Origin of the sequence: Vibrio cincinnatiensis (genome assembly GCF_022113815.1) — a bacterium.
Lineage (GTDB): Bacteria > Pseudomonadota > Gammaproteobacteria > Enterobacterales > Vibrionaceae > Vibrio > Vibrio cincinnatiensis_A.
This window is the reverse complement of record NZ_SGOM01000059.1, coordinates 1-1,223: the sequence shown is the minus strand read 5'-3', so window position 1 is coordinate 1,223 and position 1,223 is coordinate 1. Positions and strand designations below refer to the sequence as shown.

Here is a 1,223-nt window from a genome sequence, read left to right as displayed (position 1 = left end):
CAATGAGCCGCGGTGGTTGCAGTTGTTGTGTTTGGGTTTAGTGGTAATGCGTTGTCAGCCCCTTAGGCGGGCGTTAGAACTACAATAAATATTTTTACACAATTTGAATAGGATCCATAAATGGATACAGGTTTAACTCAGGTATTAGAACTTCTCATTACGCCCAAATTCGCTATTTATGTTGCGATTTTGTCTACTTTCATCGCCACTTTTGCGGTCTTTTTCTCTAACTATTTTAGAAGGCGTAATGTGTTTTATAGCGAAGACCGTTTATCAATTGGTGAAAGTGAAAGAATTCACCTCCTTGAAAAAGAAGTTATGAAGTTAAGGAAAGACTTATCGAAAGACGTACTAAAAAATGCTTCTGAGTTGATTGAGTCTGAAATTAGGCTGTATCTAAGTGAAAACATGGCTAATCTCGCTCAAGAGGAGCTTTCTAAATCGGAAATAATAGAGAGCAATCTCTTCGTGGAGCTGGAAAATCGCGTAAATAACAGAATTGATGAGTACTTAAAGACAAAAGATAGTGAGTACTTTTCAAGCGCTAGGAAAGTAATAGAACAACAGGAACGCAGATATAAGGTGGAAAGCGAGCTTTACGGTGCAGTAGAGCTGGAGCGAAAAAGTGCTGGCTTACTAAAAAGCGTAATGATTAATTTGTTTATCGTAGTGAATTTTGCTTTGATTCTTCTATATCTATTGAAAGGAGCAGATATAAATCAGTACGGAGCGCTATCTATTTCTGGTTTATACATAAGCTTGGCTGGTTTTATTATTTATATATTTAGGTCATCAAATTCGAGAACTTCTGTACTTCTAGCTATTAAAGAAGATCTAAAAAAGCAAAATACAGCTCTGGAATATATCGAGTCAGTTCGGGTTAAGGGGGATGTTTCAGAGAATGACATTGACTTCATTCGAATGATTATGGCTAACCATGCAGAAAGAGAAAAAGCAGTAAATCATCCTTACGAAATGATTTTAAAAGGGGTTTCAGGAACAAATATTCAGTTTAAGGGCGGAAAAATGTCGCTTGGTGAAACTGGCACTAAAAAATAGTTCTAACAAGGCATTTAAGAGTGATTCGCAACGCTTGGCAGTTTCGCTTCGCTCAAGTCTAGCCAAGCGCCGCTCACACCTTAATGCGGCGTTAGTTGAATAAGGAAATTCAGTGGATATATTCGGATTATTTTCGGAATCATTTGCTCAAGTTTGGTATTTAA

General features: G+C 37.3%; 1 protein-coding gene. It reads left to right on the top strand.

Features of this window, described 5'->3' with window-relative positions; all coding sequences use genetic code 11:
• Positions 1-120 precede the first annotated feature (120 nt).
• A complete protein-coding gene (locus EXA13_RS16555) occupies positions 121-1,059 on the top strand; it encodes a hypothetical protein (RefSeq protein WP_069506875.1) in 939 nt (312 codons plus the stop codon).
• Positions 1,060-1,223 lie beyond the last annotated feature (164 nt).